Origin of the sequence: Flavobacterium columnare, from assembly GCF_014844295.1 — a bacterium.
GTDB lineage: Bacteria > Bacteroidota > Bacteroidia > Flavobacteriales > Flavobacteriaceae > Flavobacterium > Flavobacterium columnare.
Window position 1 is genome coordinate 646218 of sequence record NZ_CP054494.1, and the last position, 17302, is coordinate 663519.

Here is a 17302-nt window from a genome sequence, read left to right on the forward strand (position 1 = left end):
CTATCAGTTATTTTAAAATTTTTCCTTCTGTTTGTAGAATCCATTGCAACTCGGCATCTTTGTTATTCTGATAATCTTCTTTTTTAGAAGTTATCGCAACTTGCGGCATTACTCCCCTCCCTTTTATAGTTGATTTTTTCACAACTCCTATTTCCATCATTCCTACTCTAAATTTTAGTTTAGAATGAGGCAAAGTTAATATAGGGAGTGTTCCTGCTACCGTACTATTAAAAGCACCTCCTGTTTCTTCTCCCACAAAAATGCCTCTATTTATATTTTGTAAATTAGCTGAAATAACACTAGAAGCTGAAAAACTTCCTCCATCTATAAGTACATATAATTTTCCTTGATAATTATTATCTTTAGGTTGCAATCTATCAGTTAATTTTGATTTTTGATAAAAAAAGCCTTTGGGTGATTTTTTTATCAAAAACAAATTTTTAATAATATATGGAACTACTATAGGTGCTAATGAAATCAGAATTCCTTTAGGAACATTACGAAACATATTGGTTGCTAAACTCGTTCGATTTGTTACTTTTAAGGTATCTACAAAATTCACAAAATCGGGACTAATATACGTAAATAAATTCTTAATTTCTTCAATACTTCCCCCTCCGTTATTTCGTAAATCAAGCACTAAGGTCTTTCCTTTTTTATTTTCAATTTCTTTGAATATGAGTGCGTAAGCTTTTGATTGTTTCCCTCCTACAAATTTTTTTATACGTAATACGACTAATGAAGAATCTGTTGTAGGATAGATTAGTTGTCGGGTAAACTCTTTTTTTATTTCATCGTATCCAAAAATTGATTTTTTTATTTCCAATTCTTTTTCATGTGCTCTTCGAAATTCTTTTTCGTTTTTAGATCTCTTTTTAATTGAATCTGCTGATTTTTTTGTCTTTTCTTTTTTAAATCCTTTCGTTAAAGCGACTCTCGTTAAAAGTTTTTTATAAAGACTGTCTTTGTATGAAAATTCTACTTGTATACTATCTGTAATTTGCTTTTCTAATTTAAAATAATTAACAATTTTATTGGCAAAGGCTCGATTATAATACGTTTGATTGTAACCATCCGAAGCATCTGTTCCTTTATATTTAGCAAATAAATATTGAGGCGTTATTCCTTGTATTTTTTTTATAACGGTTCCTGTTTTTATCGTAATATCTTTAGAGTAATTTTGTGTAATAATTAACTCATCATCAATGTAAGAGAAACTAAATAAAGACAAAGGATAGGCTCCTTTTTTTTTCAAGTATTTTAATTCACTTCTAGTAAATTGTTTGTACAAGGGCTGTATAGCAGTATGTCCTTGTCTAACACTTGCCACTACCCTACTAATTCCAAAATAAAATTCATTTGGTTTTAAAGGATTTTTAATACTTTGTTTTAGACTATCAAATTTAAATTTTAAATCTTTTTTGTTAATATAGAACTCTAAAGAGGGATGCAGTTTAAATAATTTTCTCTGTACAAAATCTATATCTTTATGTAGTTTTTTTATTGCTATAGGAGTTTCTATGTGTTGATTTGCTTTATGCACTGATTGACAATTTTGAAATAATATCAAAATCAAGCCTACAATTAAGTTTTTTATTTTTTTAACCATCTATACGAATGTTGTTTCCTATGAGTTTCTATACAATATATTGTTGGTTGTAATTTCAAGTTACAAAATAAAAAAATCCCGAATGTTTTTCAACTTTCGGGACTTAATATTTTTTGGTTTATTTTTTTTATGCTAACATAGTTACTGGGTTTTCCATATAAGCTTTAAAAGTTTGTAAAAACTGTGCTCCTGTGGCACCATCTACTGTTCTATGATCACATGCTAAAGTAACGGTCATGGTATTACCTATCACAATTTGTCCGTTTTTAACAACTGGTTTTTCTACAATAGCTCCAACTGATAAAATAGCCGAATTGGGTTGATTAATAATAGAAGTAAAAGATTGAATTCCAAACATACCTAAGTTAGAAATAGTAAAAGTACTTCCTTCCATTTCGTTAGGCTGTATCTTTTTTATTTTAGCTCTTCCTGCCATATCTTTTACTGATGTTCCTATTTGAGACAGTGTCATTTGATCCGCAAATTTTAATACAGGTACTACTAAACCATCTTCTACTGCAACTGCAACACCAATGTTCACATGATGGTTTAAGATCATAGCCTCTTCTTTCCATTGTGAATTTACTTGTGGATGTTTTTTCAACGCCATAGCAGAGGCTTTTATTACCATATCATTAAAAGATACCTTCGTATTTGGCAAATTATTAATCATGGATCTAGATGTCATTGCATTATCCATATCTAACTCAATTGTTAGATAATAATGAGGTGCTGTAAATTTAGATTCTGATAAACGTTTTGCAATTACTTTGCGCATTTGTGAGTTTTTCACTTCTTCTTGATATACCTCACCTGCTGGCACGAAAGGTTTTACTTCAGCTACTGTTGCCACCGCTTCAACTACTACATCTGTGGTGGTTCTTGATACATTTACCTGCGCTACTGATGGACTGTATCCTTCAACATCTGCTTTTGTAATGCGCCCATTTTCTCCTGTTCCTTTTACAGAAGCTAAATTAATTCCTTTTTCTTGTGCAATTTTTTTAGCTAATGGAGAGGCAAAAATTCTCCCTGTGTTGTTTGATGCTTCTTTTTGAGGAGCCGAAACGACTTCTTCTTTTGACTCTGCAATTATTTCTGTCTTAGGTATCTCAACAGTACCTCCAGTTGAAAAATTAGCTAAAACAGTTGAAACATCTGTACCGGCTGGTCCTAAAATTGCCAAAATACTATCTACAGGAGCTGAATCGCCTGTTTGAACACCTATGTATAATAAAGTACCTGAATTAAACGATTCAAATTCCATGGTTGCTTTATCGGTTTCAATTTCAGCTAAAATATCGCCTTCTTTTATAGTATCTCCTATGTTTTTCAACCAACTTGCCACAGTACCTGTTGTCATGGTATCACTCAAACGAGGCATAGTAACTACTTTTACTCCTGCTGGTATTTCAAAAGAAGAAATAGAATTTGTTGTAGATGCTTCTACGTTAGTTTCTGCAACTGGTTCTTCTTTTTCGGAAACACCCCCATTTAATAAAGTTGAAATATCTTCGCCTTCTTGACCAATGATTGCTAATAATGAATCTACAGGAGCTGTTTGACCTGCTTCAATTCCTATATGTAATAATACCCCTGAATTAAAAGATTCAAACTCCATAGTGGCTTTATCGGTTTCAATTTCAGCCAATATATCTCCTTCTTTAATTTTATCTCCCACTTTTTTAAGCCATGTTGCCACAGTCCCTTCGGTCATGGTATCGCTCAAACGAGGCATGGTAACTACTATTGCCATAATTTTTTATAATTTATGAGGTAAAAATGGATAATTTTCTTGTTCGTATACAACGTCGTATAATTGTTCTATGGTAGGGAATGGTGATTCCTCGGCAAATTTTTCACACTCAGCTACCAAATCTGCCACACGTTGATCAATTACTTCAATTTCCGCATCTGTAGCATATCCTTCAGCTTTAATTATGTCTAAAACTTGGATAATTGGATCTATTTTTTTATATTCTTCTACCTCTTCTTTTGTTCTGTATAATTGTGCATCTGACATTGAGTGCCCTCTATAACGGTATGTCTTCATTTCTAAGAATGTTGGACCATCTCCACGACGTGCTCTATCAATAGCTTCATGCATAGCTTCTGCTACTTTCACAGGATTCATACCATCTACAGGTCCACATGGCATTTCATATCCCAAACCTAATTTCCAGATATCCGTATGGTTTGCGGTTCTTTCTACAGAAGTTCCCATAGCATATCCATTATTTTCAACGATAAAGACTACTGGTAATTTCCAATTCATTGCCATATTAAAGGCCTCATGCAAAGACCCTTGGCGTGCCGCTCCATCGCCAAAATAGGTTAATGTAACACCCTCACGACCAAAATATTTATCTGCAAAAGCAATCCCTGCACCCACAGGAATTTGAGCACCTACAATACCATGACCTCCATAAAAACCATGTTCTTTATCAAAGATGTGCATAGATCCTCCCATACCTTTAGACGTACCTGTTACTTTTCCTAACAATTCGGCCATCACCTTTCGAGGATCTGTACCCATACCTATTGGTTGTACGTGATTACGATATGCTGTAATCATTTTATCTTTAGACAAGTCCATAGCATGCAAAGCACCTGCTAATACCGCTTCTTGTCCATTATATAGATGCAAAAATCCTCTAACTTTTTGTTGAATATACAAGGCAGCAAGTTTATCTTCAAACTTTCTCCAGAACTGCATGTCTTCGTACCACTTAAGGTAGACTTCTTTTGTAATTGGTTTCATATCTAGCTTCTATTTGCTTTATTTATTATACATCTTATTAGCTTAACGGGCTAATAACTAAAGCATTTTTTTCTATAATTAATACATAAAGATGGGAGATCCCCAAATTAATGCTCTGCAAAAGTATAACTTTCCTAGTAAGTAGTAAAATTTAATAGGTAATTTTTAAATCATAAGAATTTTTTATCAAAAGTAAGCGGCAACAGATTTTCTATAGAATCTGATTTATACACTTCTCCCGTTTCTCCCATAAAATAAATTTCAATAGGATGTTCTTGTTTATACTCATATTCAAAAATAGATTGTCTACATGAACCACAGGGAGGTATAGGCTTATCTGTAACAGATAAAGTAGAACCCGCGGTAATTGCTATTTTTAAAATTTTGGCGTTTGGATATTGTGCTCCTGCATAAAAGATCGCTACTCTTTCTGCACATAAACCCGAAGGGTAAGCAGCATTTTCTTGATTAGAACCTGTCACAATTTGTCCATTATCTAACAAAAGGGCGGCTCCAACATTAAATTTAGAATAAGGGGCGTACGCCTGTATTCGAGCTTCAATGGCTTTTTGCATTAATGTTTTTACTTCCTCCGATAACTCAGCCACTGAATCATAAATACTCAGTTTTGTGTCAATTTTAATTTCTCTCATCATAAATGTTAAGGGGAAAAAAAATCCAAATTTCATTTTATTGAAATTTGGATTTTTAATTAATAATTTATTTTTTTAATATTGTTCGTAATCATCACCAAAGTTAATAGTCAACGAAAAACGCAATGTGTTTTCTAATGGATTTTTCACCTTAGACATTGAGAATAAGTATGAAACATCTACTTTTAAAGATGAATACTTAAACCCTGCTCCTATCGTTGCAAACTTTCTAGCTCCTTTTACAGCACTTTCATTAAAATAACCTCCTCTAAAAGCAAAAGAATCTTGGTACCAATATTCTAATCCCGCTGCCCAAGTAGTTTCTTTTAGTTCTTCACTAAAACCTCCTGGAGCATCACCAAAAGATTTAAACATTCCTGAAACCCAACCTGTACTATTATACTGATTAATAGCGTCGCGATAATCTTTTTGTTCTGAAGCATCTAAAATACCATTTCCATTACTATCAATGGCTGTTTTAGGAGTTGGCACTAATAATTTATTAAATTCTAAAGTGGTAGACAATTTATTATAATCATCAAAGATAAAATCAAATCCACCTCCTAGACGCAAATTAGCTGGTAAAAAGTTAGAACTACGTTCCACATCTGAATCATACGAAATTTTAGGTCCCATATTTTGGATGTTAAAACCACCTCTCCATCTACCATTAAAATTTTTATAAGCTATTTCAGATGATTCATAATAACCTGCTACATCTACTGCAAATGTTTGAGCAGATTTCGCATCATTTGTACTTGTAGGTATTCTTAAATTAGAACGAATATATCGACCTGCAATACCCATTGAAAATCTATCGCTTAGTTGCAAGGAATAAGATCCATCTAGCGCTAATTCATTTGGATTAACATTGCCCGTTTGAACTCCTGTTTCATTTCTTAATTCAATTTCTCCTAAACCAAAATATCGAAATCCAAGTCCAAAAGCACTTCTTTCGTTAAATCTATTAAAGTATGTAAGCTGTCCTAAAGACATATCATTTACTAATTCAGTTAAATAAGGGGTGTAACTAACGGATACTCCTTGCTTTTTTAAGGAAAAAGCATATTTAGCGGGATTATATTGTTGCGAAAAAGCATCAGGCGAAGTTGCCACACCCATATCTCCCATGGATGCCCCTCTTGCATCAGCAGTTATTTGCAAAAATGGCACTGCTGTGGTTATAACCCTATTATCATTCTGAAACTGAGCTAAAGCACTCACTCCTGTAAAAATCCCGATTATTATTAAACTAACTTTTTTCATTGAATTAAATAAAATGTCTACAAATATAATTTCTTTTATCAAAAAATTACTAATTTTTCTATTTTTTCCGCTTTTTTATTTGACACAATAGACTTGACACTCAACTTATATAAATAAACGCCTTTTCCTATTTTATCTCCAAAATCATCTTTCCCATTCCATATCAAATCTCTTGATAAAAAACCTGTTGTAGACACTGTCTGGTTTTTTGTCCAAACAATCTTGCCAGTTATTGTCATTACTTGAACTTGCACTTCTAAAGGTTCAAAGGGCTTATTATGAGTAAACCAAAACTCTGTATAATTAACAAATGGATTCGGGTAATTCAATACGTTTGTCAGCACCAAATCTGAATCATCTATTACAACAAACTTCAAGTCTGAGCTCACCATATTATTATAAACATCCCAAGCTTTAACTGTTAAAGTGTGTATCCCAGGTGCTAATTTTGAAAATTGGTAATTTACGACTCCTTTTGTATAATCGTCTTTTACTGAATTATAAAAATCATTTAAAATAATAGGTTTTGTTTCATCGCCATCTAAAAAGACCACTATATCATGACCAATTCCTCCTGCTGTATTAATCCCGTTTTCGTCTTGTAATTCTACAATTAATACTGGTTTTTGATTGACAATACTTCCTGCAACAAAATTTTTATCATTAATATATAACTGCATTTTTGGAGGAATATTATCCTCAGGTGCATTTTGGTTGATTCCTCCAACTTTTATATTTAGATCATGTCCTGTTTTATCTTTTATCCCTGTTTCTTCTGCAACATAAAAACTTGCTTTCCCATTTCCTAGGGGAATTGCAATATCTTTAGGAACTACAAAATTAAATTCAAATTTTCCTTCTTTAGCATTAGCATTCCCTCTAAAAATAGTTTCCCCCATAGATTTAAAAGACAATTTGGGCAAAATACCATCATTTGCCAAAGTATTTTTATCTATAAACTTATCAAAAATACTTACAAATAATTCACCATAAAAATCCTTTTGCAACTGTCCTTTGTCATCTTGTATTTCACCTGAAATCTTTATTTTTGACAACGCAGATAAACTACCCGTGTAAGTAGCAATTGGCTCATCATTTATATGGGTTATTACTGCTTTTGGGTCAGGTATAGCCAGTTTCATTGCTGGATCACCAATAAATGAAATTACATGATTTCCGATATTTAATGATTCTTTTTTAGCTAAACGTACTGCTTCTGCAATTGACACTTTTCCTTTATCTGAATATCCAAACAAATAAGGGGCTATTAATAAATTATATTGTTCTCCTATAAATTGATAAATTAATCTTGAGGTAGAAATCAAGGCAACTGGGCCTCCTTGTGGATTTTGAAAAGCAATTTCTCCACCTGTATCTTTTAAAGGATTATCATAACGAGTAAACTCACATGTTACCGTCATAAAAAGAGGAAATCTATACGGATTTTGTAACGCTTTTATATCGGCCAATTCAAACAAACGCTCGCTCGCCAAACCTGTTTCTCCTCCATGACCTATATATATCATAGCTAACGCTCCTTGTGAAAAAGAGTTTAGAAACTCTTCTTTTGCTTTTGGATATTTCTGACCTCCAGAAGTAATGATTTGTTCATAGGCATCTGTAAAAATCTTTTTTGCATTAAAAAAAGGACGATTGGCTAGTATTGCATCTGCCATATTATTCAAATTCACTTGCAAAGTTGCATCCGAATTCTTGTCTACATCATCTGATAAAAAAACCAGATTATTTCGCCACTTTCCTACTGATTTTTTATCATGATATTGAATAATTTTATCCACTATTTGTTGAGCTTGTAAAATATCTTTCGCTAAAATTCTTCCTACAGCTATATCACATCCTTCTGTTCCTGTCATACGCCCTTCATCAGGATCCATCATTCCAAAGAATTCATCTGAAACAAACGAGTCAGACAAGGTAAAACTTCCTAATGATTGCAAATTTGGCACCAAATTAGTATTGTTTTTTACCCTGTCTTTATAATCAAAAGAAGCATCTCCAAAAAGACATAAATAATTTATTTTTTTTCCTTCTGGCGCATTTTCATATATGTACCTTACTAAATTACGAATAGCTCCTATATCTTGTTTACTCGTTGAAAACTCGTTATAAATAGCATCTAAGGTCACAACCTTAACGTTCAATTTTGAATAATTTCTATGAAAATCGGCTAAACGATCTGCTTGAGATTTCAAAATCCTAGGGGTTACAATCAAATAATCAAGGGGTTTAATCTGATTATTTTCATCCAAAAAAAGGTTTCCTTTTAAATCTTGGTTCACCACATTTGAAGTCTCATCAAATTTAGGATAGTAATAATCATTAGGATCTACTACTACGTACTCATGTACTTTTTTATCTATAAGGCTTAAAAAAGAAAAATCATTTTCTGTTCCCTTGTTTATTTTAGAAACCGCATCAAAAGTAGTTACATCCCAAATTTCACTAACTGAACCTACATTTTTGAGGTTGTACTGACCTATTAAAGGACTCTTGTTTTCTACTTGATTAATTCTAAAACCAAACTGTTTACCATAACCTATCAGATTGGATTTTGCAGTGATACTCAAAAAATCTAAATAACATTTTGCGGAAGGAATACCATTGTTATTATAGGATAAAACAACTGATATCGTATTTGAAGTATTTTCTCTATACCTTGTCAGAAAAACACCTTCTTGCCCTTTTACTGTACTTAAATCTGAAATTCCCAAAAAAGTAACCAGTCCTTGATTCGTGCCATTTATAGCTACGTTCATACTTGAAGACTTAGCACTGGTTGCAACAGAACTAAGATTAACAACAACCTCTTCTCCCAAAACTAGATTAGGCACAAAAAAATCGAAGGTGTAATTAGACTTTAAATGCAGCTCTTCGCCAAACCAACGTCTCCCAAACTCACCTATATTATATTTATCAACTTCGTGGTAGGCATAAAAATCATATTTATCAAAAAAAACGTGCGCGGAACCAACAGGTTGGACTTTTGTTTGTATTCTTTTTCCTTTATCTTCTCCACTGGTTATATAGTAGTAGGATTTATCCGCATATAAATTATTATGAGTCCTATTTTCCTCACTCCATTTATCCATACCTAACCCATAGAATAAAACATAATCAGAATCATCAAAAACACCATCTTCTTCTCCTATTACTTGAATTGCGTTTTCTTGTAAATCTAAATTAGAATTTTCAGAATTTAACAAAGGAATCATAGCTCCTCCATTACCATAAATCTTCAGAGTCCGAGGATCTGCATTAACATCAATCCCTAATTGAGACAAAAAAGATTTAGTTATTTTATATACTCCTGATTTTTCAATATAAAACTTTTTCCACCCCCCCTTTCGTAATACTGAATTTTGTAAATTTCCAGTAGTAGCTCTTGCAAACATTTTTTTATTTACACTTTCTTTAAAGAAATAACTAAAAGAAATAACTTTTTTATAAACATTTCCTTCCTTATATATTGGATTAAAACTTAAAACAACCGAAGTTTCATCTCTAAAGGTAACATTTTTTATTTTGAAATCTATAGACTCATTAATGTTCTTTGGATCTAAAATCCCCAATTCAGATGCTTCAATTTCATCTGTTATTATCTCATAGCATTTTAAAGAGCTTTCTTCTGAAAAACTATTTTCAGCAATTTTTTTTGAAAACAATAAACTTTTGTTCTCAAAACTAAAGACCAGCCCTTCTGGCTGAAAATTAGGAATTGCTACTATTCTTGTTTCATCATATCTTAAAGGTTTTGTAGTCCAACTTAATTCTATATTCCCTAAAGATTGAGCCTCTAAATAAAAACAATGTAAAAAACTAAAAAAAATTAACACCCATTTCATACACAAGTAAACCAAATTATTTGACAATATTATCGGTAAAAATAAACTTAAATAAGCAATAAACCACTTTTTTAATCGTTAATGATTTATTATATTTATAGAATAATTCTATGCTGAAAAAATAATTTAGTAAGTATTATTGCTAATTACTCGTTAATTATTATATTGCATCACTTTAAATAATTACCTACTGAAAGTATGAAAGTAAACAAAACGATGACAGTAAGAGCGCTTTTATCTGCTATGGTGCTTTTAAGTTTTACTACCAGTTGTAGTAAAAAGTCTAGTACTAAAGACACTTCAGCTGCAACAGGCTGGAAAATTAATGATCCTAATGGAGGTTTCCAGTACAACTCGAGTTTTACCAAACAAGAAACAGGTCCTGGTCTAATTTTAGTTGAAGGAGGAACGTTTACGATGGGAAAAATTCAAGATGACGTTATGCATGATTGGAATAACACTCCTTCGCAGCAACATGTTCAGTCTTTTTATATGGATGAAACCGAAGTAACGAACATAATGTATATGGAGTACTTAGATTGGATTAAAAGAGTTTTTCCTCCAACAGAAGAAAATTACAAACACATATACAATGGTGCATTGCCAGACACTTTAGTGTGGAGAAATCGTTTAGGTTATAATGAAACGATGACTAATAATTATCTGCGCCATCCTGCTTATTCTCAATATCCTGTGGTTGGTGTTAATTGGTTACAAGCCACAGAGTTTGCAAAATGGAGAACTAACCGCGTAAATGAAGCCCTTTTAGAAAGAGAAGGCTACATGAAGAAAGGTGCTAAACTAGTAGATACTGATGCTAATAACAGTTTTGACACAGAGGCTTATTTAGTATCTCCTTCTACCTCTTTTGGCGGAAATGAAGAAATCATACTTCAAAAAAGCCGCGGTAGATCTAGTGCCAAATCAGCTAAAAAATCTGGAAAAGATCCAGCAACTGCTAGTACTGATGGTCCTAAAAATGTATATGCTCAAAAAACTTCAGGTTTATTACTCCCTGAATACAGACTTCCTACAGAAGCTGAATGGGAATACGCAGCTGCTTCCGATGTGGGAACTCGTGAATACAACACATACAGAGGGCAAAAAAAATATCCTTGGAAAGGTCAATACACTCGTTCTGGAAATAGAGTAACACGAGGAGATCAGTTGGCTAATTTCAAACAAGGAAAAGGAGATTATGGAGGAATTGCTGGTTGGTCGGATGACAATGCAGATATTACAGCTCCTGTAAAATCTTACAAACCAAACGATTTTGGTCTTTATGATATGGCTGGTAACGTAGCCGAATGGGTACAAGACGTTTACCGCCCTATAGTAGATGATGAAGCTAATGATTTTAACTATTTCCGTGGAAACGTTTATACTAAAAACCAAATAGACAAAGATGGTAAAATAGTTTTTGTTACTTCCGAAACTATAAAATATGACACTTTAAGCAATGGTAAAGTATTATCTAGAAACAAACCAGGCGAAATTGCTCAAGTTCCAGTTGACGAAAACGAAACCTATTTAAGACAAAACTTTTCAAGAAGCAACAACATAGGCTTTAGAGATGGGGACAAACAATCCTCCCGTTTCTATACCCTAAATGATGAGTCAGGAGAAGATTTAAAAGATAAAAAAAGAATGTACAACTCACCTATCCATAAAGTAGCTCCAGATAGCACAGGAAAAGTGGATCGTAAATTTGATAAATCGGACAAAAGAACTACATTAGTAGGCGACAATGTAAGAGTATACAAAGGGGGGTCTTGGAAAGACAGAGCTTACTGGTTAGATCCTGCTTCAAGAAGATATTTAAACCAAGACCTAGCTACCGATTTTATCGGATTTAGATGTGCTATGTCTCGCGTAGGTCCTAAGTCAGACTTCAAAAAAACACCAAGAAATAGAAAATAACATACTTTCGTTTAAAATAAAATCCCGCTTTTGCGGGATTTTATTTTTTTAGTACTTTAGCTTTATGAGAATAGAAGAATTATACCAATGCTTTTTACAGTGTGACACCGTTTGCACGGATACACGCAAAATAAGTCCTAACAGCCTTTTCATAGCTTTAAAAGGAGACAATTACAATGCTAACGAATTTGCCCAAGAAGCCCTAAACAAAGGAGCTCTTTTCGTTATTATTGACGATAAAAAATATTACACCGATGAGAATAAAATGTTACTTGTAAATAATTCACTCCAAGCGTTACAAGAACTTGCTAACTACCATCGTAATCAACTAGGACTTCCTATTATTGCACTAACTGGCAGCAACGGAAAAACAACCACTAAGGAATTAATAAACGTAGTACTTTCTAAAAAGTATAAAACAATAGCCACCATAGGCAACCTAAACAATCACATTGGTGTCCCGCTAACCTTGCTTTCTATCAAAGAAGATACTGATATTGCTATTGTTGAAATGGGCGCAAATCATCAAAAAGAAATCGAGTCATTGTGTTCTATAACCGAGCCTGATTTTGGTTATATCACTAATTTTGGAAAAGCTCATTTAGAAGGTTTTGGAGGCATAGAAGGTGTTATAAAAGGAAAAAGTGAAATGTATACTTATTTAAAAACTCATAACAAAACGGCCTTTGTTAACCTGGACGACTCTATTCAAGAAGAAAAAACACAACACATCAATCGTTATACCTTTTCAACCGATAACAATAAAAAAGCAAACATCATTATAAATAAAATTGAAGCCAATCCATTCGTAAAAATAAAATACAACGGAATTGAAATCCAATCGAACCTCATTGGAATATACAATTCCAATAATATTAATGTAGCTATTTCCATTGGAACTTATTTTAATGTATCAGAACAAGATATAAAACAGGCTATTGAAAACTATATCCCCGCAAACAATCGTTCGCAATTAATAGAAAAAGGAAACAACAAAATAATTTTAGATGCTTACAATGCTAACCCTAGTAGTATGGCTGCCGCTATAAGCAATTTCCAACAACTAGACGGCTCCAAAATTGCCTTTTTAGGCGATATGTTTGAACTTGGAGAAGAAAGCCTAACCGAACACAAGAAAATAATAGAATCCATCCTAAACCACACTTCTATTAATTTTTATTTTATTGGGAAAAATTTTTACTCTTCAAAAATAGAAAAAGAACACATACATTATTACACATCATTTGAAGATTTTGTTGAAAACAAACCTAACGGAATAAACAACAACACCATCTTAATAAAAGGATCTAGAGGAATGGCTCTTGAACGAATCCTGGATTTTTTTTAATTCCGAGTTAATATCAACTATTGCTCATTAAGAATAATTACTTCTTTTCGCAAAACACCCTTTCTAATACCTTAATAAACTGTATAACTCTCTTCAGAGTTATACAGTTTAGACCAACTTTTTAATTAATTTACAAATTTTTAACAAATCTTTTTGTTTTGGTTATTAGCATAAACAAACAACCTTTTTCAGGACGAAGTATACAATAATTACATAAGGATTCTTTTAAGACCTTATTTTTTTAAAACAGCACAATAATATTTTTTAAAAAACCCAGACAAACAATTATTTAATAAACAAACCATATAAAGCTATATTTTTATAGAATTTTCTTATTTTTAAAAAAAAACAATGAAAAAAACTATATCTCTCACAATTTTTCTTTTTTTCAATAAATTTTATTCACAACATACAGAACCTTTTACATACGGATTAAAAATAGGTGCGGTGCATTCATCCATTAGTAATCTTCCCGAAATGATTGTCGGAAGAGACAATTCTTTAACTCATTTTAGCCTAGATTCTAAAGGAAGTTACGGAGTAGAAGGCGGTTTTTTTGTAAATGCTAAACTACCCAATACAAGAGTAGCCTTACAAGGTGAAATCCTTTACAGAAACACAGGAGACAAATTAACATTCAACAATGCTTTAGGTAAAAACTATACTTTAAGTTTTGATTATTCTTTTATAACCATTGGAGCTATTTATAAAATATATCCTTACAAAGGCTTCAATGCAGGAACAGGGGTGTTTTATTCTAAAAACATAAATCCTAGTAATATAAATTACACTTCTAATGAGTACGAGGGTAGATATGATACTACGAAACGACAATTTTATAGAGACGCATTACTGGGCAGTGATGACTTTAGCTTATCTTTTTCTCTAGGATATGAATTACCGTATGATTTACATATTGAGGGTAGATATTATTTAGGATTAGGTGATATTATAAAAAACAAAACCGCATCATTTCAATTTATAGAAAATTACAATAGAAGTTCTATCATAGGTCTTTCTATAGGGTATAGTTTACATAATTGGTAATATTAAAAAATAAGCAACATGAAAAAATTTATAGTTCTTTTGTTTTTTACAATAGTTACTCATAGTCAAATTGGAAAAGAAATTAGTTACGGCTTTTACGCAGGTGCTGTATATTCAAAAATGAATAATATACAAAACACAATAATCCCTCCTAACATTTACACCAATTTTTCCACGACCGAAAAAGACAAATTTGGGGCTCTAGCTGGTCTTTTCCTAAATTGGAAATACCCACGAGCCAATATAAGTTTTCAACCAGAAATATTTTACAGTCGCCAAGCTACCGATTTTAATTACAACGACAACAAAGGACTAAATTACCAAATAAAGTTTGACTATCACAATTTAAATTTAGGATTCTTATTCAAATATTACATCCATGAAGGATTCTATTTAGGCATAGGCCCTAATGTTGCTCTAAATCTTCATAGAAATAATATTAGCTATACTTCTAATGGAGCTGAAATGGAACAAAAATACGGAGTCTCCTTTACTCCAGATCCCATTGTCCAGAAAACATTAAAAGAATCTCTTGAGGGAACCGACTATTTTCAAGGTATTTTTGGTATTGGTTATGAATTTCAAAACAAACTAGTTCTTGGTTTTCGATATCATTTGGGTTTAACGGATGCTCTAGAAACTAAAGAAAATGGGCATCGATTTATGGATAATAAAAATAAAACCAATGCCTTTTCATTGCACATAGGATACAAATTTGATTTTGATGATTCAAATAATTTCTAGCCGTATTGTGTTCTTCTTATCAAATCATAAAAGACAATAATGTAACTCAATGATTCTTACAGCAAAGTATATACTCTTACTATTTAAAAACATTACTATAAATAATGTAAAAAATAGACAGTCCCATCCCGTATTAAAATAAAGCTATCTATTATGTATTATAAATAAACTACACGCATGAAACTATATATACCCTTTTTTATCCTTATAATATCTATAAAAAACTTTGCTCAAAAAGGTCCCGCACAAGTAAAAAATCCTTACATCTGGATAACAGCAGATAAAAATGAAAATAAATTCATTTTAAAAAATCAGTTAGACCCTAACGCTATTTTGTTAAAAAAGACAGAAGGAGTTGTAATAAATAATCATCCCAGCATATTTTTTGATGCAAGCCAAGATACGCTAACCTTTAACATACCAAAAATAAATTATCAAACTGTTTTTTTAGTTTATAAAGTAAAAGACAGCTTAACCGAACAAATACTATGGAATATTTCTGATCAATCAAAAAACATTACTTTAACAACCACAGAAAGATTAGCCAACCTCACTAATTTCAAATACAATTCATTAAAAAACAAGTCCGAATACTCCTCAGCTATCCATTTTTATCAACATACAAAATCAAACCTAAGCGATAATAACAAATACCAAATCTCTATAGGTAAAACAAAACACAACCTATCAATACCCGCTCGTTCTTTAAAAGGATATATTAGTGAATGTATTGTATATGACCGATTTCTTAACAGCAACGAAATTAACAAAATCGCAAGTTATTTAGCTATAAAATATGGTATTTCTTTATCTCAAAAAGAACTACAAAATTACACAAATAGCAAAGGAAAAATCATTTGGAACGCTCTTGAAAACAAACACTATTTAAACCATGTAACAGCCATAGGAAAAGATGAAGCATCACTCCTTTTCCAAGACAACAGTCGTAATATTGAAGATGAGTTAACAACCATTGATTTAAGTTCTATTAAAGAAAGTGTTCCTGATAATAGCTTTTTGTTTTGGAGTGATAATGCCAAACCATTAAAATTCAAACAAGAAGAAGGATTGCCTAAATTACTAGAAAGAAAATGGCTTATGTGTATTGATTCTACTATTGATAGTCATAAAATAAAATGGCAATTTAATTTAAAAAAAATAACAAACTTAAAACAACCCGATACAAAACCCTGGTTAGTAATAGATCCTACAGGAAAAGCAAAATGGGATTCTGACGAAATAATATATAAAAAATTAGAAGAAAACTCAGACGGAACTACAACCCTAAATAACTACAATTGGGATAGCAAGAAAAACAAAAAAATCGTTTATACATTTCAAATGGCGCCAGATATGTTTGCTAGAGTAAAAATTACTCAACCTAAATGCGGAATATCTGATGGGTTTTTAAAATACACAATTATTGGAGGCAAAGCCCCTTATACTATAACGTTAATTAACTACGACACTAATAATGTTGTTAAAAAATGGATTCATGACAACAACACTTCAAACATCGCAATACACTCTGGAAAATATAATTATATAGTCGTTGATGCCCGCGGAACCATTTACGAACAAAAAATATTTATTTCAGATCAAGACATAACAAGTCCTAAACTACAAGAAACATTTACCCTAAATGACACCCCAATAGTCATAAATGCAAACGATTATTTACCAAAAGGAAACTATCAATTTCAATGGTTTTTAAATAAAGAATTGATTGCGAATGACAACACCATAATACTAACAAATCCAGGCAATTATCAATTAATTACAAAACATGAAAATGACTGTGAAACCGTTACTAACTTTCAAGTAGAGGTGAATAATAATAATAAAAACAATCAAATAATAGCATTACCCAATCCTAGTGAAGAGGGCCATTTTAAAATTTTTGGAAATTTCAATACTATTACAAACGCAACACTATATATATACAACTCAGCTGGAGCCCTAATAACAACAGAAAAATGGTCTGGAAAAACCCAATATATATATAACGGTCATATTCCTACAAGTGGCGTTTATATAGCAAAAATAAGTACATCAGAAGAAGAAAAATCAATAAAAATAATAATAAAATAA

11 protein-coding genes are annotated in these 17302 nt (G+C 31.9%); 5 read left to right on the top strand and 6 right to left on the bottom strand.

Translation table 11 applies throughout. From position 1 onward, the window contains the following. Positions 1 to 7: 7 nt before the first annotated feature. From HUE53_RS02885 to porU, 6 genes are all read right to left on the bottom strand, one after another. Complete coding sequence (locus HUE53_RS02885; RefSeq protein ID WP_014166245.1) at positions 8 to 1609, bottom strand: S41 family peptidase; 1602 nt, start codon at positions 1607 to 1609, stop codon at positions 8 to 10. A gap of 127 nt (positions 1610 to 1736) precedes the next feature. Next, positions 1737 to 3365 (bottom strand): pyruvate dehydrogenase complex dihydrolipoamide acetyltransferase, encoded by a 1629-nt coding sequence (locus HUE53_RS02890; RefSeq protein WP_065213089.1) that lies wholly within the window; start codon positions 3363 to 3365, stop codon positions 1737 to 1739. Between the two features lie 6 nt (positions 3366 to 3371). Then, positions 3372 to 4370, bottom strand: coding sequence for a pyruvate dehydrogenase (acetyl-transferring) E1 component subunit alpha (gene pdhA / locus HUE53_RS02895; RefSeq protein ID WP_014166247.1), 999 nt, complete (start codon positions 4368 to 4370; stop codon positions 3372 to 3374). 170 nt (positions 4371 to 4540) lie between these two features. Further along, the gene (cdd, locus tag HUE53_RS02900; protein WP_041253268.1) at positions 4541 to 5023 is read right to left on the bottom strand and encodes a cytidine deaminase; all 483 of its coding nucleotides are present in this window, start codon (positions 5021 to 5023) and stop codon (positions 4541 to 4543) included. A gap of 75 nt (positions 5024 to 5098) precedes the next feature. Next, a complete protein-coding gene (porV, locus tag HUE53_RS02905) occupies positions 5099 to 6289 on the bottom strand; it encodes a type IX secretion system outer membrane channel protein PorV (protein ID WP_014166249.1) in 1191 nt (396 codons plus the stop codon). Between the two features lie 38 nt (positions 6290 to 6327). Further along, positions 6328 to 10152 (bottom strand): type IX secretion system sortase PorU, encoded by a 3825-nt coding sequence (porU, locus tag HUE53_RS02910; RefSeq protein WP_014166250.1) that lies wholly within the window; start codon positions 10150 to 10152, stop codon positions 6328 to 6330. Between the two features lie 198 nt (positions 10153 to 10350). Between porU and gldJ the strand changes: the two genes are divergently transcribed. The 5 genes from gldJ to HUE53_RS02935 all read left to right on the top strand — a co-directional run bounded on the left by gldJ (position 10351) and on the right by HUE53_RS02935 (position 17302). Further along, complete coding sequence (gldJ, locus tag HUE53_RS02915) at positions 10351 to 12072, top strand: gliding motility lipoprotein GldJ (RefSeq protein WP_014166251.1); 1722 nt, start codon at positions 10351 to 10353, stop codon at positions 12070 to 12072. A gap of 64 nt (positions 12073 to 12136) precedes the next feature. Continuing rightward, the gene (locus HUE53_RS02920) at positions 12137 to 13420 is read left to right on the top strand and encodes a UDP-N-acetylmuramoyl-tripeptide--D-alanyl-D-alanine ligase (RefSeq protein WP_014166252.1); all 1284 of its coding nucleotides are present in this window, start codon (positions 12137 to 12139) and stop codon (positions 13418 to 13420) included. Positions 13421 to 13771: 351 nt separating this feature from the next. Further along, positions 13772 to 14467 (top strand): outer membrane beta-barrel protein, encoded by a 696-nt coding sequence (locus HUE53_RS02925; RefSeq protein ID WP_192188689.1) that lies wholly within the window; start codon positions 13772 to 13774, stop codon positions 14465 to 14467. Between the two features lie 18 nt (positions 14468 to 14485). Further along, positions 14486 to 15211 carry an outer membrane beta-barrel protein gene (locus HUE53_RS02930; protein WP_014164835.1) on the top strand — a complete coding sequence of 242 codons (726 nt, stop codon included), beginning with the start codon at positions 14486 to 14488 and terminating at the stop codon, positions 15209 to 15211. Positions 15212 to 15388: 177 nt separating this feature from the next. Continuing rightward, positions 15389 to 17302, top strand: a complete 1914-nt coding sequence (locus HUE53_RS02935; protein WP_097609459.1) for a T9SS type A sorting domain-containing protein — start codon at positions 15389 to 15391, stop codon at positions 17300 to 17302.

Coding starts and splice junctions, on each gene's coding strand:
- HUE53_RS02885 (WP_014166245.1), bottom strand. CDS start 1,609: ATGGTTAAAAAAATAAAAAACTTAATTGTAGGCTTGATTTTGATATTA.
- HUE53_RS02890 (WP_065213089.1), bottom strand. CDS start 3,365: ATGGCAATAGTAGTTACCATGCCTCGTTTGAGCGATACCATGACCGAA.
- pdhA (WP_014166247.1), bottom strand. CDS start 4,370: ATGAAACCAATTACAAAAGAAGTCTACCTTAAGTGGTACGAAGACATG.
- cdd (WP_041253268.1), bottom strand. CDS start 5,023: ATGAGAGAAATTAAAATTGACACAAAACTGAGTATTTATGATTCAGTG.
- porV (WP_014166249.1), bottom strand. CDS start 6,289: ATGAAAAAAGTTAGTTTAATAATAATCGGGATTTTTACAGGAGTGAGT.
- porU (WP_014166250.1), bottom strand. CDS start 10,152: ATGAAATGGGTGTTAATTTTTTTTAGTTTTTTACATTGTTTTTATTTA.
- gldJ (WP_014166251.1), top strand. CDS start 10,351: ATGAAAGTAAACAAAACGATGACAGTAAGAGCGCTTTTATCTGCTATG.
- HUE53_RS02920 (WP_014166252.1), top strand. CDS start 12,137: ATGAGAATAGAAGAATTATACCAATGCTTTTTACAGTGTGACACCGTT.
- HUE53_RS02925 (WP_192188689.1), top strand. CDS start 13,772: ATGAAAAAAACTATATCTCTCACAATTTTTCTTTTTTTCAATAAATTT.
- HUE53_RS02930 (WP_014164835.1), top strand. CDS start 14,486: ATGAAAAAATTTATAGTTCTTTTGTTTTTTACAATAGTTACTCATAGT.
- HUE53_RS02935 (WP_097609459.1), top strand. CDS start 15,389: ATGAAACTATATATACCCTTTTTTATCCTTATAATATCTATAAAAAAC.